Genomic DNA, 26,899 nt, shown 5'->3' with positions numbered 1-26,899 from the left:
CTTTATCCTTCATGGGGTTTCGGGGGCCGTGGCGATATAGCGGAGGGTGTAATCCAATCCCAGCGTCTCGCCGGTCTTCAACTCCACATCCTGGGAGAATAACTCCAGATTCACCTGTTCATACTGGGGATACCAGCGCAGACGAGGATACTTGACCTGAGCCGGATCGTAGGTGACTTCAAGGCCGCTCTTGACTTCCTGATTGAAATAGGCGAAGCCGCCACCGCGCGACCCGATAAGGATATCATTGTCCGGCCCCGTTCCCTCTTTCCACGCCCGGTTGAAGGGTACCCACGTGTCGCCTTTGGCATACGCGGTCAGAATCTTCTCGTCCGCGCTGTTGGTGTAGGCATTGAACTCCGGGCGTGTGCGGTACTGATAAAGACGTGGCTCCGCGCCGCGATGGGTCAAGATCGAGGTGCAGACAATTACTTCCGGCTCGCCGGGTTTGAAGCCCACGCTCCGCTCCACCGTGCTGCCGTCGTCCAGTGTGCGCGTCAGCCGGACGCGATCATTTTCCACCTGCGCCTCAAATCGTGAAAAGGCCTCCGACACAAACCCCGCCTGGCCCACCTCGTCGAGGCAGCCCTGAAGGATATTGTCATGCTGCATGCCCTGGAGCACGAAGCGGCCCGTGGGTTTGTGCAACAACTCGGCAATCTTGCCATTCTGTTCGGGCAGGATCGTCATGCGCCACACGTCGTTTTCCAGTGTCACCGCCGGCATCGCCGCCATCTTCTCCAGTTGCTCGAAGTACTTGCTCGATTCCTTGCCCTCGGCCACATAGGTCATGCCATATTTCTTGCACAGGGCGATGTAGTCCGGGATCACCGAGGCAAAACGCTCCGGCAAGTCGCGCCGGACCACGCCGCCCTCGTTCTTCCACGGACGGCCATTGGCCACGATCACAGCGCGATAGGCCGGGATCGACGCCATCTCCACCCGCGCCCGGATGGTGTCGTTCGGCGCTAGCGCCAGCGCCTTTTGGAAAAGATCGAAGCCCTTCGCCACACCGTCCGCCGTCAGGCCCAGCTCCACCGGAAAGGCCCCGCAGTTCGGGTGGTTGCCATGCTTCTCCGCCTGATCTTCCACGAACTTCAGGTACTCAAGTATCGGCGGCGCGGCCTCGCCATAGTGGAGCGTGCAGAATTCCTCCACCAGGGGCCAGCTTTCCAGCTCGGGATTCCAGAGCGTGCGCGCCATGAGGTAGTTTCGCAGGTCGCACATCTCGCCCGCATCGCCCATGGCGTTCGCCTGCATGAACACGCCCTTGGCGTTGCTGTCCCGGAAAAGCCGCACGTTCGGCCCGATGACGTTCAGGTTGGGGAAAGGCAGGTCGTAGTAGGAGAAGTTGGTGTTGTAATTCCAGATCCAGACGTTATCGCAGATGGCCTTCCAGTCCTGAATGTCCTGATTGAAGGGCACGTTCTTGGGGCAATTAGGATCGTTGATCGGGTGCAGCTCGCAGCACTCGATGCTGCACAACTGGATCTGAACGTTGTGGCGCGGCTTGATGGTCTTCGGCGCCTTGCGTGTATACCAGTAGGCCAGCGTGCCCACTTTTACGTGGGGATAGACCTTCTCCACGCGCTCCGCTACCGTATTCACCAGCGCCAGGTTGGCGCCCATGGGCGTGCCTTCCCGTTCGTTGATCGCCGCGCACTGGGGACAGCGGCAATAGCCGTCGTTGTCGTTCTGGCTAACCGTCACGTTTTCCATGGTGGGATTGGCCGCGATCTCGTCGAGCACGTTCTTCGTGATGATGTCGATCACTTCCGGATTCGTGACGCACGGTTCCGTGCTCGCCGCCGCAATGTTGCTCTTGCGCTCGCCATCGATCAAGGCGAAATACTCGGGGTGGGACTTGCCGTACTTCTCGGGAGAGATCCAGCGGGCGTAGCTGTGCCCGATAAGCGACTGGCCCGTCTTGCCGCCCAGCTTCTCGTCGCTGGTCACCGTGTTCACATGGAGGCGTGCAGCGAAATCAGGGTAATCCGCGTTGGCCTTGTAGTAACTCCAGCGAAAAGAAAAGGGCGGGTCATAGGTGAAATCCACGTTCCCGATCGCTTTCAATTCCGAGGCTCTTGGAAACCACGTGTGGTCCTTCGTCAGAAACCGCACACCGCAATAGCGCTCGAAGAACTCATAAACGCCGTAGAGCGTGCCCCGGGGGCGTCCGCCCGCGATGACCAGACTCTTGCCATCCATCCGGAGGCGCAGGGCCTCTTCGCCCATGCCGCTCGCGTCAAAGCCAATCCCCGGCGCCTGAGCCGCAGCCCCCGGGCCGATGTATATCCCGTGGCCGCTCGCCGGGGCCGCCGCGCCAACCGGCAGCGCAAGACCGGTGAGCTGCTCGAAGAGCGACCGAAACTCTTCGGCGGCAAATCGCTCGCTGGGAATCGCGTCCGGCGCAACGACAATCCCCCAGTCCGTCATTGCGATGGGGGCCAGTTCAGCGGCCTGGAGCGGCAGCGCGGCAAGGACGAACAGACTTAAGGCGGTGATGATCTTCATGCGAATTCCCCGATCGGTGCAAGAAAACAAAGGTGGGCAGTTGACGTCAGCGCGACCCTCGGCAACCGGCGACGGGTATGGTCGAAATCAACACTTCATTTAAGCACTTGTCGGCGTGCGCGTCAAGTTCGCAGCAGTCCCGCCGCCGGGGAAGGCGCGACGCTTTACAATCCGAGGGCCTCGACCGTCTGTTCATCCTCCGCAATGGGCCGCACTTCCACGCAGCCGTGCCAGGCCCCCGGAATCTTGGCAGCCACCAGAATCGCCTCGTTCAAGTCGCGCGCCTCAATCACAAAGTAGCCGCCAATCTGCTCCTTGGTTTCGGCGAAGGGACCATCGGTCGCGGTCAGCCGCCCACCGCGCACGCGCACCGTCGTCGCCGTATTCGGCGGCATCAGCCGGTTGCACGAGATGAAGTGGCCATTGCGTCGAATCGTCTCCGTGAATTCGGCGTAATCCTGGTAGTGCTGATCCGCGTCCGCCTGTGGCATGTCTTCCATCATCTTGTCCGCGCAGATGAGACAAAGGTATTTCATGTGGCGTCCTTTCTGCTGTTCGCTTTAAATAGGACCGCTAAGACGAATATGACTGATAAGAAAATCCGTCCTATCGGTCCTATCCGTCCTCAACCTTCGTCATAGGCCTTTTGCAAGGTGGCGATATCCAGTTTTACCATCTCCATCAGCGCCCCCATCATCGCGCCTGTCTTCCTGCCGTTTCCGCCCTCCAGGAGCTTCACAAGCATCACAGGAACCACCTGCCAGGACACACCGAATTGATCCGCGAGCCAGCCGCACTGATCGTAGCGTCCGCCCGCCCCGAGTTTTTCCCAGTAGTAATCGATCTCTTCCTGCGTATCGCAACCGATTACAAACGAGACCGCCGGGCTCAACGTGTAATGCGGACCGCCGTTCAGCCCGAGAAAGTCCGCGCCCTCGATCTGAAATCGAACCGTCAGCACCGTGCCCGCCGGCAGTGGCGCCTCCTCTCCATAGCGGGTGATGGAGCCCATCCTGGAATTGGGAAAGATCGATGTGTAGAACTTCGCAGCGTCTTCCGCCTGGTGGTCGAACCACAGGCAGGGATAAATCTTCTGTGACGGTATAATGGTCATGGTATCAATTCCTCTTCAGGTCGCGGGCCGGCAGCCCGGATGGTTTCTTGTCCTTAACCCTGCTTCGCCGCGCGCCGGGCCGCGCTTTCCCGCATGAAAGCACTCAGATCCGCCGCCGGGCGGATTTCGAAGGGCCCCACTTTGATTCCGGGATGCTTGGACATCAGCTCGATGGCGTGGTCCAGGTCCCGGGCCTCCAGCAGCAGGATGCCGCCAATCTGCTCCTTCGTCTCGGCATAGGGCCCATCGGTGATCAATGGCTTCCCATCCTTCCAGCGCAGTGTCGTGGCAGTGCTGGAAGGCTGCAGGGCATGGCCCCCCGCAAAATGGCCGTTCTTGCGCAACTCGTCGTCATACTCAAAGCACTCGTCCATCATGGCCTGACCGACCTCGACGGGCTGCGTCGCGGACTGCAATTCATTGTGATACCCAAAGCATACGAACAACATAGCGTGGTCCTTTCCATTCGTTTCGGTTGAGAATCTACCCCTTAGTCGACTGGGAAAGACGGAAATCGACAGGCGGAGAAACTTTTCTCGGGAAAACATTCCGCCACCCTCATCCCAGTTCCCGCAGTCGCCGCTCCAGGAAGCGCCGCTCCGGTTCCTGCCGTACCAGTTTCAGCGCCTGCCCATAGGCCTCCCGGGCCTCGTCGCGACGACCCAGGCGGCGCAGGAAATCAGCCCGCGCGGAATGCGCCAGGTGATAGTCCGCCAGCGTGCCCTCCGCGAGAAGCGCCTCCACCAGCGCAAGCCCCGCCGCTGGACCCTCCGCCATGGCCACGGCGACGGCCCGGTTCAACTCTACCACGGGCGAGGGCTGGATTCGCCCCAGTATTCCGTATAGCCCCGCAATGCGCGCCCAGTCGGTGGCGGACGCATTCGGGGCCTGGGCATGCACCGCCGCAATCGCGGCCTGAATCGTGTAGGGATCCTGCCGCTCCGGTCGCAGGGACAGCGCACGACCCGCCATCGCGAGGCCCTCCTCGATCAGATCGCGACGCCACAAGCTTCGGTCCTGATCCTCCAGCAGGATCAAGTCGCCCGCGTCAGTGCTGCGCGCGGCCCTGCGCGACTCCTGCAGCAGCATCAAGGCCAGCAGGCCCATCGCTTCGGGCTCCGGCAATAGCTCCACCAGGAGGCGTCCCAATCGTATGGCCTCGCCCGACAAGTCGGCCCGGGTCAGCGCCGCGCCGGACGAAGCGTAGTAGCCCTCATTGAAGAGCAGATAAATGACCTGAAGCACGGCCTCCAGCCGTTCGGGAAGCTCTTCGGGTGGCGGCACCTGGTACGGTATGCCTGCATCGCGAATCTTTGACTTCGCCCGAACGATGCGTTGGGCCAGCGTGGGCGGCGCAGTCAGAAAGGCTCGGGCGATCTCCTCCGTGGTCAATCCGCACAGTTCGCGCAACGTCAGCGCCACCCGCGCTTCCGGGGCCAGCGCCGGGTGGCAGCAGGTGAAGATCAGTCGGAGTTGATCATCCTCCAGTTCCTCGTCGTTCCACTCCGCGGCAGCTTCGCCACCATAGCGCTCGGCAAGTGCCGGTGCGGCGTCGTCAAAGCGCTTGCGGCGCCGCAGCGCGTCGATGCCCTTGAAGCGTCCCGCCGAAACGAGCCAGGCCCGGGGCTGGGCGGGGATGCCTTTCTCAGGCCACTGCTCCAACGCCGCACGGAATGCGTCATAGAGCGCTTCCTCCGCCAGATCGAAATCGCCCAGCAGGCGGATCAATGTCGCAAGAACCCGCCGCGATTCCGTGCGATAGATCGCGTCCAGCGTGGAACGTACTGCATCACTTGCATCATCTGCCATGAATGCCTCTGCCTGGGTGCCTGTCAATGGGCCGACGGATGCCCCGCGAACCCGCTGTCATCATAGCGCATCAGGGAACAGCGATCTCGTAAACAAACGCGTCCTGCGCGCCCCAGGTATCGTGGATCGCATCACCCTCGACCGTCAATGCGCCGGGCAGGTCAAAGCACTTCTTCACCGTCATCCCATCGAGTCCGTCGATCACGATAGTCGCCTCGGTGGGCCGTTCAGCGGCGTTCGCGGTCAAGAGGTACAAGCGGCTTTCATGAGATTTCACCCGAGCCTCGATGCCGCTGCTCGCGGGTGACACGGTTACCGCGATACCGGAGTCGTCCGCAGCAAACACAGGCCACATGAAGTTCATCTCCTGGAACCACCCGCGAAGCCGCTGCAGGCCCCCCGTCTGCGTGCAGATGTAATGATAGAGTCCGTCCGCGCCATAGATGACGGACAAATAGGACTCGTTGCGAAAACCCGCAATCGAATCGGCGCGGAGCGAGTAATACGTTTTGAAATGCTCCGGCACAATCTCGTCATCGTGCCACGTCACGTAAAGATTGACCTCCGCCAGCTTGAAGCGGACGGGGTCGAGCACCTGCTCCGTCCGTGTGAGAAAAGGCGCATTGCGCCAGCCCGATCCTGGCCGCCCCATAATGTGCACGTAGCAATAGCCCACCGCCGGGTGAACATTGGACCATGCCTCATCGTGATCGTACAGGAAACTCGAATCGTGATGGCCCCACACCAGCAGGCGCTTCGAGGATTGGGCGGCGAAGATCCCCTCCATCTGATTCCGGTAGGCCACTTGGGCATCGTCTAGATTCCAATAGTAGAACTGCCTTGGATAGGCCCCCAGGAAGCCGGGGTGCGCGAAGATGGCTGGCACTTCCTTCTCAAAGGCCTCCACCTGCCCGGGACCAGGTCCGATAGGCATCAGATACACATTCTTCGACCAGGCCCTGTCCGCCGCCGCGACCATGCTGGTCACAAGGTCTGGATTGTCACTTCCTGGCGAGTAAATGGGGCGATACATGTTTCCCCCAAGGTCGATCCCCGCGTCCCAGGCCTCGTTGCTCAAGGAAGGCACCACGGGGAAAAAGGGGAAGTCGCCATTGATCATGAGCCGGCCCGTTTCGTCGACCGAGACGGACTTCACAGCGGGCAGGGCATGGCGAACGGTGTGGTTGATTCGGCCGATTCGCGCGGACTGCGTTCCGATCAGGGCCTCCTGATCGTCGAACCATGAAACTTCAACGATATAATCCTGCACCGGCGTCGGATTGATACGCAGCGTATCCAGCGGAAGGCGGAAGCTTGAAACAGGCGCGTGGATTTCGTGATTCAAGGACGAAACCACACGATTGTTCTGCAAATCGCGCACGATTACCTCGGCCCGACCCTTCTCCGGCAGGGGCCGGTAGCGCGCATGCACTTCCACCGTCGCCTCGGTCTCCTCGGGATAGTAGTACTCCTGATCGGGAATAAGTTCCATGGGCTCCGGCGACACCAGTGGATAGGTGTCTTCCAACAGCAGTTCATCATCGCGGCGCAGCGCAATATCAAAGGACCCCGACATGCTGCTGCCCGCATCATATGAAAAGGCAACGCGCTTCGTTTCGTCAGTCCCAATTGAAACCGGTGTCTCCACCATGGCGCGTCCGAGCACACCCGCCGTCAACGTGAACTCGGTCGCAGGGCCACTGTTGGCGATCCATACGGCCCCGTTGTTCATCCCGGCATAGAGCGGCGGCTGGGACACCGGGTCTCGCGTCTGATCGGTCTCGTTTTCGTAGCGGTTTCCAAAGCGGATGGAGCGAATGGACAGGCCGCGCGACGCCGGGGGAACGAGGATGCCCGTCTCCGCGACCGCCGCCGACTTTCCCGTCCAGAAGCGATCACCGTCGGAGCCGCTTTGCTGCAGATTAAAACCAATCGGACCTTCGGGTGGGCCATCAAGCCCCAGCGTGCGCCAGGTTAGGGAGAGGGCGCACCCGCCCAACGTCATGTTCATGCCGATGCCGGATGTGGCCCCATCGCTGAACGGACCCTCCGCAACAAGACCCTGTTTCTCCACGGCATCGGCCATGCCGATTTGCCCGTTCTCCTGCAGACGGATCACCTTGAAGAGGTAGCGCTGGTGCGTGCCCGTGGGTTCCCAGGCCGACGGGTTCAGGTAGACCCGGCTCTCGCCGTCTTCCGGCGCGCGCGGAATGAACAGAGAAAGGCGCTCGTCGTTCATGGCCGCCTGAACCTGATCGGTAACGGAATCATCCACTTCGCCCCACGCGCTGTAGAGCGTCCGGTTGGGCGCAAAGACGGCGCTCGGCAGCAATGGGCCCTCGCTATCCAGTTCAAATGCTTCTACATTGTCGAGCCAGAGGCTCGTCGTGGGCTCCGTTCCCAGCACCGTCGCCTGGAGCCGGATCCGAGCCACCGGCTTCTGCGGGACGAAGCCCCCGCGCAGGTAGTCCCAGTCGTGGTCGCTCTCGCCCAGGCAGAAGGTGGGGGACACCTCCTGCATGGTGCCGTCCTGATGGTAAACAAAGATGGTCAGGTTCGGCAGGTTGTCCGATCCGTAATAGCCGCCGCCCGCCGCGCTGTTGCCGATGGAATTGTCCAGCTTGGCCCAGAGCTCAATCGCGACGGGCCGTGCCACCTCTTGATTGAGTTGCACTACCTGGGATAACCCGGACACGTCGGCATAGGTCACGGTGCAGCGGATTGCATTCTGGCCACTCTTCGCGGCGTAGTGAAACTGCGGTGCGCGGAATTCGCCGCCGACCCAACTCACCCACTGGTCGTCCATGGGCGCTTCCCAGCCAACCGGCCACGGCGAGCCCGGCGCCATCTGCTCGAAACCGGGATTGTGCACCAGGTTGAGTCGCTCGCCCAGATCCTGCGTCACCGACACATCATCGATCCAAACCGTCTGCCCATCGCCGAGGTTGCCGGCCGCGCGAAACGTGACCGACACGCCCCAACGCAGCGCCTCGGGCGTCATCGTGTGCGTGACCTCCTTCCACTCAGTCTCGGCCCCCATGGATACGGTTTGGGTTTCGGAAGGCAAACCATCAATCGTCCCCAGCCGGATCTCCGCACTGAAGGAATCCGCCGCCAGCGTGGGCGACGTCTTAACGTGGAAGGAAATCTTAACCGGGCGCCCCGGCGCCAGCGGCAAGCCAAAAGGCATGGAAGCATCCTTCACCCGCCAATAGTCCGAGAATACCGTCGCCTCCGCTGTCTGTTCATCGGCCTGGAGCGCAATCGCGTACTTGCCGCCGTGAACCGTCCCCCCGTCAAGCGACGCGCCATGACCGCGCTTCCAGAACGTGGGCTCGCCCGAGTTCCACGCCTCCATGGTCGTGGTGCGCTTTTCCCCCACGCGGATGTGGTTCACAAACTCGTCTTCCGCATCGCCGTTCGGCAGCAGGTTCGGCACCTGCGCCGCGGTCGGAACCGCGGTGACCAAAAAATACAACATCAGATAAGTGAAAAAGCGAAGATACCGGGAAGCGCATCTTGATGTCATTATAGCACCTCGCCTGCCACGGGGGGTGACGGCCGATTGGAGTTTGTAAGCAATATCCGATTCCACCCCATACTATCGCAACTCATACGACGCGGAACAATCTCAAACAAAATGATTTACCACGAAGGCCACGAAGAACACGATGAGCAATGAGATTGCGGCGCTGTAGGGCATCGGCGGTCGCTCAGCTAATCTCAGGCACGCAAAGGCGCGAAGGCGCAAAGAAAATTGGGATGCAAGCTCAATTTAGCCCTGCTTTGATTGCAGGGAGAATCTTAGTCGCAGAACGCTTTCTTCCCTCTCTCTTCTTCGTGCCTTCGTGGTGAAAATACCCCTCCCAGCCAGGATGCAAGCAGGAATTCGCGTCTATTCGCGTTCATTCGCGGTTCAACACGCATTCTTTATCCTCCCTGGCGCGACGCGGCAACGCGGCGTTGACATCGCCACCGGCAATCGCGATCATAACCCAATGGGAAAATCATCACCTCAGCCTGAAAGGGATCGCCCAATGACAAAACGAAGTTTCGCCAGACTTGCCGTCTTACTCGTGGGGCTCCTGTCGAGCGCCGCCATGGCCGGCGCCCAGGAAGCGGCGGCAAAGGCCCTGCCGATTGGCCCGCTCCAGTTCCACATGCCCACAGTCGCCGTGCCCTACTACCACGTGACCGTGGACCTCGACATCGCCAATCACGAGGAGCTCTTTGTAGGAGAACTTCTTGTCAATGGCGCCGTGGAGCGCAACTACCTGCTGGCCGACAAAGATCATCCCCTGCCGCCCGACCAGCCGCGAAACGAGCGGCGCCTCACCATTGCCGAGGCGCTCAAGAGCATTCGGCCCGACCACTTCTACACGAAACCCACGCTCTACGTCCGCGCGGATTGGCGTGCGGGCGAGTCCGTAACCCTCCGCGCCACCGTTCACCTCGGCGGGAAAAAGGGCGAAGCCCATACCGGCGAAGTCAGCGCCACCGCCCCGCCGAAAGGGGGGTACTGGAACCCCGCCTGGAAACACTATCAGAGCGTCGTGCTCAGTGAAACCGTCGGCCACCCCCGCGTCGCCGAACCCGTCCAGGTGACCATGCTCGTCTACCCGGACACCCTGAACGACCCGAACCGAGAGATTCGCGTCGTCCACTTCGATCCAAAATCGGGACTTCACCACGAAGTGCCCAGCCAGATCATTGACCATGACACGTCGATCGCCGAAGAAGCCCCCATGTACGACGAACACGGCAAGCAGAAGCCGGCCACCTTCCTGCCGACCGACGCCGTGACCGTCATGTTCTCCGCCGATGTCGCAGCGCGCGGAAGCGCCGTCTACCTCGTCTTCCACGGAAACCCGGAAGCCCCCGCGCCCCAGTACGCCTCGGACCTTCAGGTCTCCGGTGAAGGCCCCGGCGTGACCGTGGCCAACAGCACCTATGCCTTCAAGATGCACCCCCTCAATGGCATGCTTGACGAGGTCGTGCTCAAGGCCAAACCCGAACTGAAATTTGAGCACAAGAAAGAAACGAACGGCGCCATACAGTGGAACCCCGACGTCTACTCTCCGCCCCGGGCCTGGGTTCACATCTCCGACTGGGAGCCCGGCAAATACGACTACGATTTCGAAGAGTCCCGAGGCCCCGTCGTATACCGCACCCGCCTCTGGGGACAGATGCCCCTCATGCCCGAAGTGACCACCTCCATGGAATACGAGTTCTATGCGGGCGTGCCCTACTTCCGCATGCGCTCCTCCATGCACATCCGCCATGAAGTCGCCGTGCAGGCCCTGCGCAACTCCGAAGTCGTCTTCGCCCGCGAAGCCTTCAGCGAGGCCGCCTGGTTCGACGCCGAGCACAACAAAATCGAGACGCGCAACATCACCGCCGCCCCCGACCTCAGCGAATGGACCATGGCCGACACCACGCCCTGGATCGCCTTCTTCGACCGAGAAAAAGGCTGCGGCTACGGCGGCATCCAGGTGAACTACATGAACGGCGGGCTCAACGGCGAACTCCGCACGCTGAACCCCTTCATGTACGTGACCACCGGCCCCTGGATCTACTGGACCCGCGCCCTCGCCTACCCCTACGGCGGCCGGAACCCCCAGCAGCTCGTGAATATCCCCGAAGGCAGCGTCTTCCTCGAAGAATGGGCCTACCTCCCCTTCGAACTGGGGAAAACGGACAAGAATCGATTCGACGCCATGGCCCAGTGGCAGGCCCGTCTTACCAACCCCCTGCTCCTGCACCTCGAAGCACCGATTGACCCGCGCATGCAGATCCCCGAAGAGATCTACATCGAACCCACCAAGACCGGCTGGGGTGACGACGCGGGCTACCACAAAGAGTAAAAATAAAGCGTTCGTCGGGACGGGTTTGTTCAAGAGCAGACCCGTCCCGCTTTTTTGCACCGCCGTTGTCATCGGCGGATACCAACGGAGAAATCCCGATGCTCTCGCGCCGATCATTTATCGCAACGACCACCGCCGCGCTCGCCGCAAACGCCTGGGGCGTCTCGCCCGCCCCGTCAGCGCGCAAAAAAGTGGCGTTCCTGGGGACCGTCGTCCATCTGCATTCCCACGCACAACATTTCCTAGACCGGCACACCCTGGGATACACCTGGAACGGCGCATGGGTGCCACCGCGATTCGACGTCGCGTCGGTGTACATCGACCAATACCCCGAAGGGGATCTGGCGCGAGAACGGATCGCGCGGCACAAGCTGAACCAGTTCCCCACCATTGAGGAAGCCCTTACCCTCGGAACCGGAAAGCTGGCCGTCGATGGTGTGATCATCATCGCGGAGCATGGGGACTATCCCGACAACGAAAAAGGCCAGCGGCTTTATCCCCGTTACGAGTGGTTCAAGAAAGTCGTCAAAGTATTCGAAGACAGCGGCCGCTCCGTGCCGGTATTCAACGACAAGCACCTCTCGACATCCTGGAGCCAGTGCACCGAAATGGTTGCCGACGCCAAGCGCCTTCAGTTTCCCTTCCTGGCAGGTTCCTCGCTGCCCGTGACCTGGCGCCTGCCCTCGATAGACATGCCCTTCGACGTCCCCCTTGCTGAAAGCGTATGCGTCGGATACGGCGGCGTAGACAGCTATGACTTTCACGCCCTGGAGACCGCCCAGTGCATGTCCGAGCGCCGGCGTGGGGGGGAAGTCGGCATCCAGAGCGTGCACGCCGTCCGCGGGGAGAAGATGTGGGAAATGCTCGCGGGCTCTGACCGAGAGGCGACCCGCCGGTTGATGGTCGCCGCGCTGTGTTGCAGCCACAACCTGCCCGTCACTGACGGATTTCCCACCGACCCCGTGACCTTCGAGTGGGCCCGGCAGGCGCTCCCCGATACCCTGGCCTACTTAATCCAACACCGCGACGGATTCCGCACGACAATATTTCTAACAAACATCCGGGATTTCAACTACGCCGGACTCCGCAGCGACACCAACGAAATCGTCGCCTGCCAGATGTACCTGCCCATGCCGGGACAAAGCGCAACCACCGCCGATTTTTTCAACCCCCTGGCGCGACACATAGAAACGATGGTGCTGGAAAACCGAGCGCCTTACCCCGTCGAGCGAACCTTGTTGACCTCCGGCATGGTCATCGGCGGCGTCGACTCCCTGCACCAGGGGCAGTCGCTCATCCAGACACCGGATATGGCTGTCCAGTACCAGGGACTCCGGGAATCGCTGTTTCACGGTGCCTGAAACGGGGCCGACGGCATAGAAAAAGGGACTTGCGAATCTTCGCAAGTCCCTGATTTCATTATTGGTAGCGGGGGCCGGATTTGAACCGACGACCTTTGGGTTATGAGCCCAACGAGCTACCAGGCTGCTCCACCCCGCGTCATGTGGTGACGAAAACTACTATAGCAAACGTGGAAGGCTCCGTTCAAGTAAATCGGGGCCATATTTCGCAGGAAAAGGGAATTTGTGTTCCAATCTGGTCATATATAGGAACCTGGAGGACGATATAGATATCGCGAAGCCTAGGGTTCGTCAAATATCGCCTTGAAGTAATCCGGATTGTCCAGCAATCGAAGATCGACGTTCTTAAACGACTCCAATTCCTCGCTGGTGATGGGGGCCTCTTGCGGGTTCCCGTACAGGTCTATCTTGCCCAGTCCGGTCTGAGCGGGGCGATTCGGTTGCCGCTCGTCGCCCGGCGCATCCTCGTCCTCATCGTCGAAGGTGACGATCTCGTCCACCTCGTCGTCCGAAAAAAGGCGGTTGATGCGATCCTGAAGAAAGGAACCCAACACCGCGTTCAGATGCTCGCGCTTTTCCAGGGTCGCCCCTTCCGTCATGATCTCCTTATCGAGCGCCAGCACCCGCCCGCAAAACACCGCCACCATGCCGTGGCATTCAGGACATGGGCCGATGATGATGGCACCGAGGGGCGGTAGCATGATCTGACCCTGCGCGGCGCAGTGGGGGCAGGTGACCTCAATAAGTGAAAGCATAGACGATAATCTCCAGCGTTTTCATCCGAGTGGAGTATATCATGCACCCGCAAATCTAGGCAAAAATACGGATATTATCGCTTTAATGGAAATGTTCACACGCGCGTCTCAAAATGAGATTAGGGTGTAATGCGAGAAGTCTGCCGAAGGGGAGTCCGCAGCGATTACTGCGCAGGAGCCGCTTCAACAACTTCCGGGGTGGTGCCGCTCGCGCGAGCGACGATGGCATCCAGCAGGGCCTGGGATTCGGGAGAATCCTCGGTCTTGCGGTCGTGCCAGCCGGGGTAGGTCAGCAGCGTCACGCCATACGCCTGTTTCCGGGTGTCGAGGGCAATTCGCGTCTCGTTTGCGGAGACTTCTTCAAGCTGAAAGGTGTACTGATAGCGGTTGGGCTGGAGAAGTCGGCGCTTCTCGGGGGTATACGCAACAAATCGGCCCCGCTTGTCCCGGGTATAGATATCCAGCTCTTTCTCACGCAGAACATCCTTGACCGTCTGCCAGGTCGTGTCAAAGGAAGCGGGCACGACGGCATTGTGGTTCAAGGCAAATCCCGTCGTGTCGCGGGGTGCGCGAACGCAGCCGAGGGGGGACAGCGATGCGATAAGTAAGATGCTGAAGCACAGGAACTTACAGCGATTCATGCGAATTCTCCCGAGTAGGTTTCAGCGATTGTAGCACAGCGGCGGGGGGGGTGCAACACGCCACACGCGCCGACCCGATTTCCCGCCCGGACCACCGGGGAGGATTACTCGGCCTTGTCGCTGTCCGAAGGCGTTTCTTTCTTTTCCACCTTCTCGTCGGGCTTTACCGCTTCTTTGAATTCGCTGATGGCTTCACCAAGGGAACGACCCACGCCGGAAATCTTGGAGCCGCCGAAGACCAGCAGCACGATAACCAACACAATAACCAGTTCTGTCATGCCAAGTCCAAACATGGCTCATCTCCTGTTGATCTGTGAATCACAGACTTCCGTCCCGATGGGTTCAATCCCGCTCGAGAGGCGTGTGTTTGCAGCGGCGCTTGTGCGGCAGGGTTCTAACCAAGGGGATAGAGGGGGAATTGCACTGCCAGCGATTCGCTTTTTGTAGTCCAAACATTATAAATCCTGCCCGAAGCGAATACAAGCGCGCGGCAGGCGCGTCACATTCCCTTCATCGGAATCTTCAACGCAATGGACCCGCCGCACCCCAGTCTGGTGACAACAAAATTGCAAAACCGACACCGCTTCGGCCAGTCTATCCACTCCGGCGCCCCACAAGGCAACGGAGCGCGCCGATCTTATTCGACTATCATCAAGGAGCCCATCCCATGCCCGGTATCCGCCCCGCACTCCTCACCATTCTCGCCGTCCTTGGTTTGCATGCCGCCGCCTTCGACTTGAGCGGCGCAACCATCGTATTACCCCAGGCGGAGGCTCCCGCCGTCGTGGGGACCGCCGCCACGGTACTCGCCGAGGAAATCGCGTCACGTACGGGCCTCCCGTTGGCGACCTCCGACGCGCGACCCGCGGAAGGCGCCGCTATCATCCTTGCCACCTATGCGGAAGGCACCCTGGCCGGGCTGCCCGTTCCCGAAGCGGCCGCCGAGCACCCCATCCACAAAGCTGAGGGGTATTGGTTGCACGCAACCCAGGCCGACGGAAACTCCGTGCTCTGGGTGCTGGGCCACGACGGGCGCGGCATCCTCTTCGGTGTCGGGGCCATCCTCCGCAAGATGGACTGGGCAAAAGGCGCGGCGAGTCTGCCCGATGGATTCGATCTCGCCACGGCACCGGCCTACCCCATTCGCGGACACCAGCTCGGCTATCGCGCCCGGGCGAATTCGTGGGACGCGTGGACGCTCGACCAGTTCGATCAACACATCCGCGAACTGACCTTTTTCGGCATGAACAGCTTCGAGAACATCCCCTTTCAAGACGACACCACGAATCCCATGATGAAATACTCCCGCGAAGAGATGAACCGGGAGCTGAGCCGCATCTGCGACAAGTACGATGTGGACTATTGGGTCTGGACGCCCGCCGAGTTCGACCTGAGCGATCAGAAGCAGCGCGAAGAATTGCTGGCCCTGCACCGAAAGCTCTACGAAGACAGTCCGCGCATCGACGGCGTCTTTTTCCCCGGCGGCGATCCCGGTGACAATCCCCCGGAGCTGGTCATGCCCTTCCTGGCGGATGTGGCAAAGGAATTGATCCCTCGCCATCCCCACGCCCGGGTTTGGCTCTCCCTTCAGGGCTTTCACAAAGACAAAGTCGCCACGGCCTATGACTATGTAAAAGAGCATCAGCCCGACTGGCTTGGCGGCTTTGTGGACGGTCCCTCCAGCCCGCCCACCGATGAACAACGGATGAATCTGCCCCCGCAGTACAAGTTCCGACTTTATCCTGACATCACTCACAACAAGCTCTGCCAGTTTGTCGTGCCGTGGTGGGACAACGCCTTCGCCCTCACCCTGGGCCGCGAAGCCATCAACCCGCGCCCGTCCCAGTACACGCAAATCCACAACTGGTACGCGCCCTACAGCGACGGCTTCATCAGCTATTCCGACGGCGTGCACGACGATGTGAACAAGGCCATTTTCAGCTATCTCGCGTGGGATCCGGCGACGGATCCACGCACGATACTGGAGGACTACAGCAGGGTCTTCTTCAATCCGAAAGTTGCCGCGAAAGCGACCGACGGCATTTTTGCGCTGGAGAAAAATTGGCAAGGCAGTCTGGCGGAGAATGGCGCGGTCGATGGCACGCTGTTGCTCTGGCAGCAACTGGAAAAAGAAGCCCCGCAGCTTGCGGGCAACTGGCGCTGGCAGATGAACCTCATGCGCGCCTACTACGACGCCTACACCCGCAAGCGCCTCCTCCGCGAGAGCGCATTGGAGATCGAAGCGAATCGGGCCCTGCTGAAAGCACCGGAAATCGGCGCGGAAGCCGCCATGGCCGAAGCCTTGAAAATTCTCAGCGTGGTGGATGAAGTCAACGCCGCTCCCGAACTGCTCAAGCGTGTGGAGGAGCTCTGCGACGACCTCTTCAAGTCCATTCAGCTTCAGACCAGTGTGGAAAAATATGGTGCGGCGGGCGCGGAGCGCGGGGCCTCGCTGGACTTCGTGAACTATCCGCTCAATAACCGCTGGTGGCTCGAAGACGAATTCAAAAAAGTCGCTGAAATGAAGAGCGAGGAAGAAAAAGTAGCGCGGCTCCACACCCTCGCAACCTGGGAGACCCCCGGCCCCGGCAGCTACTACGACGATATCGGCAACGTCGCCAAGACGCCCCACGTCCAGCGCGAACAATCTCTCGCCACCGACCCCATTGGTGCGAAAGCTCCCTACCCCACGTGGTGGTGGCTCGACAATGGACTCAGCCGCCTGCGCCTCTCCTGGCAAGTCACGATGGATTTCCCCGAAGCCGTGATCTATGCCGGTGTCGACCCCAACGCGACCTACAAAGTCCGCCTCACCGGCTACGGCCAGATGCTCCTTAAGATCGACGGTGAGCGCGTGCAGGGCGACAGAGCAAAGATCGAGCACGGCGATTTCGTCGAGTTCGAAGTGCCTTCGAAGGCCCTCGAAGATCGTCGCATCGAGCTCACCTGGGATCGCCCCACCGACGAGGCCCTCCTCAACTGGCGTAAACAATCGCGCTTGGCCGAGGCGTGGTTGTTGAAACAGTAGGGGGGGCGGGACCGTCCTGAACGAAAGGGCCCTCGGACACGAAAAAGGGACTTCGCGTCATTTCAATCGCTGAAACCCGATGAAGCCCGCCACGCGTTCGGGACCGTCCCGCGTTTTTAAAAGCGGGGGACGGTCCCGAACGTTGGGTTGAGCCTTGCCCGGGCACAATGATCGTTGCCTGGTCGAGAGGACATTTTCTAACAGAGTGCCGTTCCGTGCAGGACATTCCCCTCGTCACCCGTGGTCGCGACCTACCACTACGTCACCGCACACAGGTCCAAACCACATCGCCCTCATTGCGATTGTCTTCCGTCACACCGCCGTCATCCTTTCGGTTAAGTCCGACGCTGTAGAGTATGAAACCCTCGCCATCGAGGCGGTAGCGGTAGGGCTCGCCGGAGAAGGGATCGAGCGGCAGCGGGGCGGCCGACCCGAGCGCGTCCAAGGTGTCAGGATAACTTCCATGCTGGACTTTCCACGCGCGAAGTTGGGTCGCGATATGCATGAAATCGCAGCGCGCCGCCATGCGGTCAAAGGCATTGATGTTACCAATTATAGCGGGGCCCATGAGGGGCACAACCCAATTGAATGGTGAAAAGAAGGCTCCAGCCCCTCCCCGCGTGTCCAAAGCGTCAAGCTGCGCTCTCCGCGCGGATCTCGGCTCCAGCGCGAGCGCGTCGTCTGTGGCGAACCAGAATTCGATTAGCTTCGAGTTGTTTGCAGACATGAAGAGGCGGAGCAGCGGCATTTCTCTAGATAGGCAGAAGGCTGCTTCGCTGGCCAGATTCTTGCGGTATACCTCCGGGTCCGTGACGATCTTCAATAATTTCGAATAAGGCTCACCTAACGGCAACATCGCATCCGTGGTATTCATTACATTTTCCGCGGCGATAAGTGATGTTTCGACGCACGCGATCCGGACCAGCAGGGCCAAAAGCGTGGGGTCCTCATTCATCGTAGCGGCCATACGCAGCCCCGCCTCCAGCCACCGGCACGCGCCGTCCAAGTCGCCCGAGCGCGCGTCGAAGATCGCTTTAGCGGCCAGGTTGCGCGCGAGTTCACGGGGAGCGCTCAACTCGAAAGGAGGCGTCTCGAAGTCTATTTCCTCCGCGGCTGAGCCCCGTGGCAGCGACTGCGCTTCTTCCACTTTTTGGAAAGCCTCCTCCATCGCCGCCAATTTCACCCGCACCCGACCTTCGATCTCATCGGGCGGCGGCAATTCCTCATCTTGCTGGCCCCGCTTCCGAAAGGCTTCAGGGCCTTTGGTGAGCGCGGAAAATGCCGACCAGTCGCCGTACTCGGCATTGACTTGGGACATAAGCCCGGCGGCATACAGATACACCCGCCCCGCGTCCTCCTCCGGCGCTGGACGCTCGGGAATGAAATCGCGGAAGTCCACCGCGCCGAAGCGTTCGCGGAAGGCCTCGCGCTGACGCTGGACCTTGCGCAGCAGGATCTGGTCCGCGATGAGATAGGTCACGATGAGCAACACGACGAAGACTAGGAAGCCACGGAAGATCCGGAACAGGTTGCGGCGCTTCGGACGGCGTGGAGATTCGCTTGATTCGTTCATGGCCGACTCCTCGGTTTGTAAGAATTCCAGACCCGTAGTGACAACCGAAAGTGGCTTAACCTTTCAGGTTGAGGCATTGAATCGGTGAATGGTCAAAGTAAATGGATACGTGTTCGTGTCGGTGCGTTGGCACTTGTGGAACTAATTGCAAAGTCCACGGTCCTGTGGAAATCGACAGTAGCTTTGTCTAAACCTGGAAGGTTAAGCCACCTTCGGTCGTCATTGAAATCCTGGTATATTTCCTCGTGCTCCGGCGTTGAATGCGATTAAAATAGCCTGTACGCACTGAGATGGACGTGGTAGTGATCAGCCATATTCCTTACGAGTTTCTGCAAAGCTTTTGAGCTTCGTCGATTGTCAAAATCTTACATCCGTATTTACTGTGCCATCTGTAAACAGCATTCAATAGCTCTCGCGGGTCGCGACTTCAATTTACCTCCGACAGCGACATCGTTAACCCCACCGTCTCCACCACAAAGGGCCGTCGGTAGGCCTCCATGTTCTGAGCCACGATATAGTCACGCACCAGAGCTTCCGTCGCCTCCGCGAGCGTCTCCGCCACTTGCTGCTCCACGTGGGCCAGTTGCTCGGCGTAGGTTGTTGTGCGAAGGCCTTGGCGAATTTCCTCGGAGCCGCTTTCGAACCACATCGACCAGCCATACACCGCGATAAGCAGCGTCGCGCACCATTCCATCGTGTGTTGCAGGCGCTTCCACTCAGACGGGCGTTCGCGTTCGGTAGCTTTTAACAAACGGCCGCGCAGCGCATCCGACGGCGCGGCCAGGGCAAGCGATTTCAGCCTTTCTTCAATTGGGTTCATGGAACACCGCCTCCTCCGCTTCGAGGATTTCCTTCAACTTCGCCAGCGCGTAGCGATAACGACTCGCGACGGTATTTTGGGACGCGCCTGTAATTCGCGCGATATCTTTGAAGGTCATGTTCTGGTAAACCTTTAGCACCACCACCTCGCGCTGTTCCACCGGCAGGGCCAGCAGCGCCGAATTGACCCGCGCGGCCTCCTCCGCCGATTCCAACGACGATTCTATTGGTGTCAGCACTTCCGCCGCGTACGTCAACTCCGCCGCCGCCCTCGTCCGCACCGTGCGCTTGCGCAGACGGCTCAATGCCTCGTTGCGCGCCGCGCGGTATAGGTACCCTGCGGGATTGCGCAGGCCCAACCACCCCCTTGATCGCGCCAGCGCCCGAAGGAACACGTCTTGCACCACATCCTCCGCTTCCGCGCGGTCCGCGAGGATGGCATGGACATACCCATAGACCCCCAACCCGTGGGCGTCGTACAAGGCCCCGAGCCATGCGCTGTCGTCCGTGCCGCCGATGGTGTGTTCCTCGCTCTCCGCTGGTGTGTTCTGGATAAATGACGCGCAAGGCCGCTTGTTTTGTCTAAGGTGCGGCTGGAAAAACAGGAAGAATGGGTCTTATGGGTCTTATAGGTCTTATGAGTCAATATGAAACAACGCCAGCGCGCCATCTCATAGGACCCATAGGACCCATAGGACCCATAAGACCCATTCCCACTCAATTCACTATTCGAAATTCGCCATGCCAAATTCCCCTCACCCCTCCGGCGGCGTATCCGCCTGGATAAAATTAAACAAATCCCGGATATCCTGATCCGACATCCCGTTCAGCAGTCCCTCGGGCATCACCGACAGCTTCATCGGCTCCTTCGACTTCACCTTGTCCCGGGGCACGGTCATCTCGTTGCCGGCCGAATCCACCAGTGAGATCTCCGCGTCCGTCTCGCGCAGGAGGAAACCATTGACCACCCGCTCTTCCGCGCCAAGGCCATCGTCTTCCCCGAGAATGGTGAATGTCGTGCCCGTGAATTCGGGCAGCACGGACATGCTCGGATCGATTACGTTGGTGAAGAAGGCCCACATATCCTGTCGGTTAAGGCCCGTAAGATCAGGGCCGACTTTGCGGCCAATGCCCAGGTGTACATGGCACTTGCCGCAAATATTTTCGAAAACCTTGATGCCGTTGCGCGCATTACCGGGGCCGTTTTTCCACGTGGCCCAGGCGGCGTTCACTTGCGCCTGTTTTTCCGCCGGGCTTGTGCGGATGGCGCCCCAGTGTTTGCCCACCAATTCGTCAATCGCGGGATCGTTCAGCGCGGCCAGGTTCGCAAGGAGATCCCGCGCCACATCCGCCGGGGGAATCTTGTCCGTGTCCACGGCCTCCAGCAGCATGGTGGCCCAGGCCTTGCGCGCCACGAGGGCGCTGGCAATTTTTGCTTTGAGGTCACCGGCGGCGGGAAGGGCGGCAAGCAATGCCGCGCCGATCTCCGGATCACCAAATTGCTGCAACGCCGCGAGCGCGTCTTCGCGGAACGCACCGCCCTCGTTGAAAAGGGAGAGCAGGGTCTCCTTCGCAGGCGCGTAGGCCTCTTCGCCGAGCAACTTGATCAGGGCCTTTCGCTGGCCCGCGTCCGCGGATGCGTCCGCAATGGTGGCGGCCGCCAGATCGAAGACCTGCTTGTTTCCGAGGCGCGCCGCAATGATGAGCAATTGGGTATTGCCGGGATCGTCATCGAGCATGTCGGCCAGCTTCGTATTCAGTGCTTCGGGTACCACGGCATTGGTGCCCTGGCCCAGTCCGGTGGCCATGCCGGTGAGGAGCTGCTGGCGCTGCGCGGGCCCCTCCAGGCTTGCCAGCACTTCGGCGCACGCATTGAAATCCTCGTCCTTCCGATCCTGCGTGAAGCGTTGGCCCAGGCGGGGCACGATGGTATTGTCAAAGATTATGCTGCCGGCATCGCCCGCATCCTTCACCCAGGCCAGCACGGCCGCGCGATCCTGACGGAGCTGGCCTTCCACCGCCCACCACAAAAGCATGGGGATGTGAAGGTCCTGCACATCCTTGCCTGATCGCAGCATGGCCAGCACCACGGGCAGGCCGTATTCAGGCGCAAGTCGCTTTGCCGTACTCGCGAGCTGACTGCGCAGATGCGGCTCGGTCTCCACCTGACCCATCGCCACCAGTTTGCGCCCGATCAGTTCACTGGCCGTGCCATCGTTCCCCAGCAGGCGCACGGTCCACTCGCGGACCAGCGGATTCGGATGGTCCAGGGCGCGCGCGGCGAATTCCGGCGTGAAGCCGCCACAGGCGTTGATGGCCCAGAGCAGGCGCAGCGAGCGCTCCTCCACCACATTGGGTTCCCAGAAATCCGCTTCAATGGCGGGCACGGCGCTGACATCCCTGCGATCATAGAGCACGCGCAGGGCAGTCTCGCGATACCACTTGTTCGGGTGGTCCAGCATTTTGATGAGTTCTTCCGTCGTCGCCGCACCCAGGTCAAAGGGCGCATAGGGCGTGTTGGCGCCATAGCTCACGCGGTAAATGCGGCCCGTCTCGCGCATGATGCGGTCCGTCTCCGCCGACACGCTCCACGTGATGTTGGAATCGTGCCAGTCGGCCACATAAAGGGCACCATCGGGTCCCTGGGCCATGGCGACAGGCTGGAAATGGGCGTCGTCGGTTTCGAAGAGCTTGGTCGTCTCATGGGCGGAAAAGGTCGAACCCATGGGCTTCAGCTCCGCCGCGCTCACGTGGTGCACCAGCGCCCGCGCGGTGAAGAGGGCGTTCTGATATTGCGGCGGGAAGTTCGGCGCGAGATACGAGACCATGCCTTGCGAGAGCTTGGCCTTCGAACTATGGTCTTCCATGTTCTCAAACCAGCCATAGGCATAAGGGTTGGTCAATTCGCCGTGTTTCGCCCAGCCCTTCCAGTAGTAGCCACCCTGCACCTGATGGTACCCGATAACACCGCCGTTGCCGCCCGTGAACATGCGGCCCTGGGCATCCAGCGCAATACCGAAGTTATTCATGCCGCCTTCCGCGAACAGTTCAAAGCGTTTGTCCGCCGGATTGTAGCGCCAGAGATTCTGACCCTTGAAATGAACAGGCGCGTTGTCCATTCCCGGCTGGGTGATGGTCGCCGTCGTGGTCGAGCCCTGGTAGCCGTAGAGCCAGCCGTCGGCGCCCCAGGTGAGGCCATTGGCCACGGCGTGGAGATCTTCCAGGCCGAAGCCCGCCAGGTGCACCACGGGATCGCCATCGGGCACGTCGTCGCGATTCGCGTCGGCGTAGAAAAGCAGATAGGGTGGATTCAACACCCACACACCCCCACGCCCCGGCAAGGCCGACGTGGTGACGCTCAATCCCGACACAAATTCCTTCACCGAGTCGAAGCTGCCGTCGCCGTTCGTATCTTCGTGGATGGTGACCCTGTCCTTCCCCTTCAAATGGTTCGGCGGCGCGACAGGGGGGAAGTTCTCGTATTGGATGCGCCAGTATTCGTCATGGCCGATGACCTTGAGCCCCTCGGGAAAGGGAAACTGGAGGTATTGGGTGATCCAGAGGCGACCCCGCTCGTCGAAATTCATGCACAGGGGCTGGCGCACCTCGGGCTCGCGCAAAACCGTTTCCAGTTGGAATCCTTCGGCGGTCTTGAACTGGATATCGGCGGGGTCCTGCGCGGTTGCGCCCAGGGCCAGACCTGCTGTAGCGGCAAGCAAAAAGGATTTCATGGACACGAGGGATCTCCCGGTAAGCTGGCCCCGCCAGCGTTTTCGCCTGAGCCTGCTATTGTGGCGAATCGCCAGGGGGCGATCAAGGGCTAGGCATGCGTGCGATAGAGGCGGAGGCATAGGATTGGGGTTATCAAGGGCGATGCCGGGTGCGGTGACGAGGTTGCTCGAAATTTGTCCACTACCTGCCACCACCAGTGAGCAAGTATTCCGGCGACTGCTGCTGGCTGCCAGAATTACCCCCTATTACCAGACGACATTTCGGTGCGATAGAGTCTCCCAGGCCCCCTGCTGAGTCAAGATTCGCCGACTTTCGTCAGGAATGGGTTCTCGATCACGAGGTCTCCAATACGCTGGCCATGCTGCAAATCTTCGGTAAGCAGTCGTGTACAACCGGCTTCGAGTGCGGCGGCCACGATAAGGGCGTCATAAAAGCCGATTCGGTAGCGCGCCTTGATTTCCAGTGCGCTTGCGTAAAGGCCGACATGCGCACCCACTTTCAGCATAGGCGCCAAAATCGCATCGAGATAGTCCCGAGTCTCGACAGTCCCAAGCGGAGAGTTGGCCTTTCGTGTAATGGCGTTCAGGCATTCCTAGATGACTTGGAAGCTGATACAGGCATTGCCCGTTGTCACGCCTTCCCGAATTATTCTGTCGGCGATGGGCGCTCTGACTTCGTCATTGGCCTCTATCTGATAGCTGAAATGATTCGTGTTGAGAAAGCGCTCAGCGCTCATTCATTTCGTCCCGGGTCAACTTACGCCCAACGACCACCTTGCCGCGAACCGAGTTCATCACTTCGTCATAGCGCCTGGCTCGGGCTTCCTGCCCCGCATAGTCCGCGAGCCAATTGCTCAGCAGAATCTCAAGCGTCGTATGCTCCAGGCGCGCCCGTTGTTCCGCGGCCTCCGCAAGCTCTTCGTCAAGCTTTAGTGTGATGGTTCTCATGATGATTCTGACTTCATCGGAGTAATTTTTGCTCGTGTAGAGTTTATACCAATATGGCCGGAGGAGAAAGATTTTCCCACAGATCTGCACAGATCCACACAGATTGTACAAAGGGAGGCCAAAGTAGCCAAGGGTGGCGGGTTGGTGATGAAAGGAGTATGGCCGATCTATCTGTGCGAATCTGTGTAGATCTGTGGGAAATGCTTTTCTTGCGGACAACGGCTGCTCCAGGCTTTTCTTGGCGTTCGCTTTTCGAGGGCAAGCCCCTTGCAAAAAATCTCCGCACCCTCTATCGTATGCGACGGTAGCACCCATGGGAGAGGCGGTTTGGCAAAACAGCAGCAAGGTATAGCACCCGACGTGATCGCGTCGTACAAGGCGCAGTGTGCCGCCCTGTCTGAAGACTGGCAGCGGGTCCACGCGCTTCTCGACGCCTACCACGCGTTCGGTGCGGATCGGGAGAGTCTGGAACTGGAGTACATGGCGCTGCGGAGCAAGCTGTCCTGCGACTATCCCGTTCTGTCCTACTGGCGCAAGGGCGGCTTCGGTCTGAGTGCGGAAATCAATCGGACTCTCGCCCTGGGCAGCAGTCTGGCCTCCCTGTCGGAATCCTCCGGAGCCTCGTGTGGTACCGTGCAGAAGCACTGGCAGGCCGCCTGGACCGCGTTGCGCAAGGTGATGGACGTGTTGCAGGGGGCCGAGCGCCAGATCGCCGAAGGCAAACCCGCCGAGCTGCCGCCCGAATTGCTCGTCCACGCCACCCACGTACCCTTCCCTATCCGGAAAGTGCTCAAGGTCCTGGGCACGGTGGCCGCCGTGCTGCTTGTCGCCGGAACCCTTTATGTCATGCGAAACTTCCTCGGCTTCTGGGCGCCCGGCGCCGGTGCGGGACTCGCGGTAGAGGGCATGACCAACGCCGAGCAGATCGAGGCGGTGCTCGTGACCATGAACGAAGCCTTCAAGAACAACGACGTGGACCGGTTCATGACCGTCATCGCCGATGACTTCCAGGACGAAGAAGGCAATGGGAAGACCAAGCTCCGCGTGGCACTCCAGGCCTTCAAGGAAGCGGGGGAGCTGGCCCGGGCTTCGGTGAATTGGAGCCGCATGACCATCACCGAGCGGGACGGCCTGATCGACGTCCGGCCGGTCTATATCGAGGCGCCCGACGGCGAGCTGACGATTTTCCTCGGCTTCAAGTCCTATCGCGGGGGCAAGCTGTTGATCGCGACGGGCAGCGCCGCATAACATGGTACAATGACGGACGGACGTAGCGTTGGGAGCGCAACGCCGGACTGAAATCCAAACAGGTGGACGGAAACAAGGTAGTGGCCATGTTCATTCTGCGGCGGACGAAGGGGGATACGGACGGCGAGTGCTGGCCCATCAGCGCCGCGTCGCTGTTCATTGGGCGCAGCGCCCAGTGCGACGTCACCGTCGGCGACCCCACCGTATCCCGCCGCCACTGCGAGGTCTATGCCCAGAACGGCGGTATCTTTCTGCGCGATCTGGGCAGCAGCAACCTCACCCTGGTCGATGGCCAGCCCGTGAAGACGGCGGAGCTCCACCCCGGCAACCATATCATCGTAGGGACCGCCCATTTTGTGGTGGAGGAATCGAACGAAGAAGCACCCGCGGCGACCGCACCCCTGCCGGCATCCGCCCGCCGCTCCCTGGCGGTGGATCGCAACATCTTCGTGGACGAAAGCCGCCTGCCGGAGGTGATCGCCCTCGGTACTCGCGGCGTCGAGGGCCTAAGCAGGCTCTTTCGGCTCGCGCGGCTCCTGAGCGAGACCCAGACGATCCAGGAGCTCGCCATGATCCTCCATGAGACGCTCACGGAGACATTCAAGCCGGAAATCTGCTGGATCGCCCGCTACATCGAAGAGCGCAGCACCCTGACCTTCTTCAACGCACAGGGCGAGATTGTAGACGCCCCCGAAGACGCGCCGCGCAAGATCGTAGAGGCGGCCTTCTTCCGGCGCAGCGGCCTGCTCTGGCCTCGGGAGAAAGACGGGGTGGTCCAGGCTCAGGCCGCCGCACCCCTCGTCACACCCGAAAAACGGGTCGGCATCATTGTGCTCCAGAGCATGCCCCACGTCCTCTATGATTCCCTGGATCTGGAACTGCTCTCCGCCATCGCCCACACCGCCGCCCCCTTCGTAAAGTCCATGGAACAGGCCGAGCAAACCCAAATCTCCCTCACCAAGCTCCGCAAGCAGTGGGGGCTGTAGGGGGGGCAGCACTCCGCTTTGAAAACGCGGGACGGTCCCGAATGGCACTAACTTAAGGGTGCCTTGTACTGATTTCTATGAGGTGTCTCCTTGAATTCCTTCCTGGGTTTGTTGAGCATGGCGTAGTTTTTCGGTCTTCTTTTTTTGGCTCTCGGTTCGTTGCGGTCTGGTCGTTGCGGGAGCCTGTTTCGGGCGAGGGTTTCAAGTAGGACTTTCCAGAGTAGTTGAAATTTTTGCTTTGTGGTTTGCGGCTGGGTGGAGTATTTCGCCCACTGCCTAAGGGTGTCGAGGCAGGGCTTGTACGCGAGTTCTTCTGGCCGGTGTTCATGTTCCAGTGCGGCTTGGAGTATGGAGGCGCGCACGAGGTTATAGGCGATCACGTGCATGGTAAGTTCCTTGTGGATCATTTCGGGGCTTTTGCAGCGCAAGATATCGGCTCCTTGGGTGATCTTGAGGTCGCGTAGCCACAGTTCCACTTTCCAACGCTGGCGATAGAGTTCTTCCACCG

20 protein-coding genes, 1 tRNA gene and 1 pseudogene are annotated in these 26,899 nt (G+C 60.3%); 5 read left to right on the top strand and 17 right to left on the bottom strand.

The genetic code is table 11. The features are described from left to right. Nucleotides 1-9: 9 nt before the first annotated feature. From JNK74_23970 to JNK74_23945, 6 genes are all read right to left on the bottom strand, one after another. A complete protein-coding gene (locus JNK74_23970; protein ID MBL7649246.1) occupies nt 10-2,514 on the bottom strand; it encodes a DUF4838 domain-containing protein in 2,505 nt (834 codons plus the stop codon). A 164-nt stretch (nt 2,515-2,678) separates the two neighbouring features. Next, nucleotides 2,679-3,050: a YciI family protein gene (locus JNK74_23965; GenBank protein MBL7649245.1), complete on the bottom strand. Its 372-nt coding sequence runs from the start codon at nt 3,048-3,050 to the stop codon at nt 2,679-2,681. Nucleotides 3,051-3,139: 89 nt separating this feature from the next. Next, nucleotides 3,140-3,628, bottom strand: a complete 489-nt coding sequence (locus tag JNK74_23960) for a VOC family protein (GenBank protein MBL7649244.1) — start codon at nt 3,626-3,628, stop codon at nt 3,140-3,142. 53 nt (nt 3,629-3,681) lie between these two features. Next, nucleotides 3,682-4,077: a YciI family protein gene (locus JNK74_23955; protein MBL7649243.1), complete on the bottom strand. Its 396-nt coding sequence runs from the start codon at nt 4,075-4,077 to the stop codon at nt 3,682-3,684. A gap of 109 nt (nt 4,078-4,186) precedes the next feature. After that, nucleotides 4,187-5,437, bottom strand: coding sequence for an RNA polymerase sigma factor (locus JNK74_23950; protein ID MBL7649242.1), 1,251 nt, complete (start codon nt 5,435-5,437; stop codon nt 4,187-4,189). Nucleotides 5,438-5,507: 70 nt separating this feature from the next. Further along, nucleotides 5,508-8,966, bottom strand: coding sequence for a hypothetical protein (locus JNK74_23945; protein ID MBL7649241.1), 3,459 nt, complete (start codon nt 8,964-8,966; stop codon nt 5,508-5,510). A 508-nt stretch (nt 8,967-9,474) separates the two neighbouring features. Between JNK74_23945 and JNK74_23940 the strand changes: the two genes are divergently transcribed. Next, the gene (locus tag JNK74_23940; protein ID MBL7649240.1) at nt 9,475-11,301 is read left to right on the top strand and encodes a hypothetical protein; all 1,827 of its coding nucleotides are present in this window, start codon (nt 9,475-9,477) and stop codon (nt 11,299-11,301) included. Nucleotides 11,302-11,492: 191 nt separating this feature from the next. Continuing rightward, complete coding sequence (locus JNK74_23935) at nt 11,493-12,662, top strand: hypothetical protein (protein MBL7649239.1); 1,170 nt, start codon at nt 11,493-11,495, stop codon at nt 12,660-12,662. A gap of 62 nt (nt 12,663-12,724) precedes the next feature. Here the strand turns inward: JNK74_23935 and JNK74_23930 are convergent. From JNK74_23930 to tatA, 4 genes are all read right to left on the bottom strand, one after another. Beyond that, nucleotides 12,725-12,801 (bottom strand) — tRNA-Met (locus JNK74_23930). Nucleotides 12,802-12,943: 142 nt separating this feature from the next. Further along, nucleotides 12,944-13,417, bottom strand: coding sequence for a hypothetical protein (locus tag JNK74_23925; GenBank protein MBL7649238.1), 474 nt, complete (start codon nt 13,415-13,417; stop codon nt 12,944-12,946). A 164-nt stretch (nt 13,418-13,581) separates the two neighbouring features. Then, nucleotides 13,582-14,058, bottom strand: coding sequence for a hypothetical protein (locus tag JNK74_23920; protein ID MBL7649237.1), 477 nt, complete (start codon nt 14,056-14,058; stop codon nt 13,582-13,584). 104 nt (nt 14,059-14,162) lie between these two features. Beyond that, on the bottom strand, nt 14,163-14,351 hold the full coding sequence (gene tatA / locus JNK74_23915; GenBank protein ID MBL7649236.1) for a twin-arginine translocase TatA/TatE family subunit: 189 nt from the start codon (nt 14,349-14,351) through the stop codon (nt 14,163-14,165). A gap of 374 nt (nt 14,352-14,725) precedes the next feature. Here tatA and JNK74_23910 point away from each other — a divergent pair, with 374 nt between their 5' ends. Further along, nucleotides 14,726-17,086: a hypothetical protein gene (locus JNK74_23910; protein ID MBL7649235.1), complete on the top strand. Its 2,361-nt coding sequence runs from the start codon at nt 14,726-14,728 to the stop codon at nt 17,084-17,086. 262 nt (nt 17,087-17,348) lie between these two features. Here the strand turns inward: JNK74_23910 and JNK74_23905 are convergent, their stop codons facing one another. From JNK74_23905 to JNK74_23880, 6 genes and pseudogenes are all read right to left on the bottom strand, one after another. Continuing rightward, nucleotides 17,349-18,659 (bottom strand): hypothetical protein, encoded by a 1,311-nt coding sequence (locus JNK74_23905; GenBank protein MBL7649234.1) that lies wholly within the window; start codon nt 18,657-18,659, stop codon nt 17,349-17,351. Between the two features lie 427 nt (nt 18,660-19,086). Next, the gene (locus JNK74_23900; GenBank protein ID MBL7649233.1) at nt 19,087-19,479 is read right to left on the bottom strand and encodes a hypothetical protein; all 393 of its coding nucleotides are present in this window, start codon (nt 19,477-19,479) and stop codon (nt 19,087-19,089) included. Further along, nucleotides 19,466-19,960, bottom strand: coding sequence for a sigma-70 family RNA polymerase sigma factor (locus JNK74_23895; GenBank protein MBL7649232.1), 495 nt, complete (start codon nt 19,958-19,960; stop codon nt 19,466-19,468). The genes JNK74_23900 and JNK74_23895 overlap by 14 nt, the downstream gene beginning before the upstream one ends. Before the next feature lie 273 nt (nt 19,961-20,233). Then, nucleotides 20,234-23,209 (bottom strand): hypothetical protein, encoded by a 2,976-nt coding sequence (locus tag JNK74_23890; GenBank protein ID MBL7649231.1) that lies wholly within the window; start codon nt 23,207-23,209, stop codon nt 20,234-20,236. A 296-nt stretch (nt 23,210-23,505) separates the two neighbouring features. Continuing rightward, nucleotides 23,506-23,946: pseudogene (locus JNK74_23885) on the bottom strand (PIN domain-containing protein). Continuing rightward, nucleotides 23,936-24,157, bottom strand: coding sequence for a hypothetical protein (locus JNK74_23880; protein MBL7649230.1), 222 nt, complete (start codon nt 24,155-24,157; stop codon nt 23,936-23,938). Before JNK74_23880 ends, JNK74_23885 begins: the two are co-directional and overlap by 11 nt. 327 nt (nt 24,158-24,484) lie before the next feature. On the opposite strand from JNK74_23880, the gene JNK74_23875 reads away from it, so the two are divergent. Together JNK74_23875 and JNK74_23870 are read left to right on the top strand one after the other, a co-directional pair. Further along, nucleotides 24,485-25,405 carry a hypothetical protein gene (locus JNK74_23875; protein MBL7649229.1) on the top strand — a complete coding sequence of 307 codons (921 nt, stop codon included), beginning with the start codon at nt 24,485-24,487 and terminating at the stop codon, nt 25,403-25,405. An 80-nt stretch (nt 25,406-25,485) separates the two neighbouring features. Continuing rightward, complete coding sequence (locus JNK74_23870; GenBank protein ID MBL7649228.1) at nt 25,486-26,391, top strand: FHA domain-containing protein; 906 nt, start codon at nt 25,486-25,488, stop codon at nt 26,389-26,391. Nucleotides 26,392-26,438: 47 nt separating this feature from the next. On the opposite strand, the gene JNK74_23865 is transcribed toward JNK74_23870, so the two are convergent. Continuing rightward, on the bottom strand, nt 26,439-26,899 hold a 461-nt coding region (locus tag JNK74_23865), incomplete at its 5' end, for a transposase (GenBank protein MBL7649227.1).

The sequence above is a fragment of the Candidatus Hydrogenedentota bacterium genome, from assembly GCA_016791475.1.
Classification (GTDB): domain Bacteria; phylum Hydrogenedentota; class Hydrogenedentia; order Hydrogenedentales; family JAEUWI01; genus JAEUWI01.
The sequence above is the reverse complement of the archived record's forward strand: the minus strand, read 5'-3'. Positions and strand labels throughout refer to the sequence as shown.